The organism is Phocaeicola sp. ICN-14070 (assembly GCF_037892625.1).
GTDB lineage: Bacteria > Bacteroidota > Bacteroidia > Bacteroidales > Bacteroidaceae > Phocaeicola > Phocaeicola plebeius.
Map to the genome: position 1 here is coordinate 1 of NZ_JBBKBF010000177.1, position 618 is coordinate 618.

At 45.5% G+C, this 618-nt stretch carries 1 protein-coding gene; it reads left to right on the forward strand.

What is annotated here, in order from left to right:
• The coding region (locus WKT20_RS18180; protein WP_340417884.1) for an IS66 family transposase at positions 1 to 618 on the forward strand (618 nt) is incomplete at both ends.

Here is a 618-nt window from a genome sequence, read left to right on the forward strand (position 1 = left end):
GCATTGACAAGTCTGCAATGGAGAAGTCCGAGTACGACGGTTCTGGCAAGAAAGGTGATGATGATAATAAGACCGATGGTAACGGTACCGGCAGCAATGCCTCTTCCGGTAACATATCTGCACAGGACTGCAGACCTTCAAGGAAAAAGGAAACTGCTCCCCGTGCAGAAAAGACCAGACTAAAGGTGGGTAAGGTAATTGTTCATGAGATAGAAGACTATTACCAACTCCCGGATGGCGCAAGGCTTATGAACCGTAACGGAATGGCTGATGTGTGGGAATACAGGTTTATAGAACATGTTCGTGCTCATAACGTGGAACATGTGTACAAGGTGGCAAGGGTAAAGCTTGCAGACGGTACTTTCACTAACACGATGGAGCATCCCTTGAAAAACCTTGGAGGAATCTTTTCCCCTGATTTGCTTGCCCGTCTGCTTTGTCTGAAATATGACTTCAGTATGCCTGAAAACAGACAGATAAGACTGCTTGCAAGAGAAGGCATCCACATAAGCAACACCACGCTGAACAGCTATATCCATAACGGAATCTCCAGACTTAGGGAGTTTATGGAAGATGTCTTCAAGGAGTTTGTACAACAGGCAAAATACCTTATGGTTG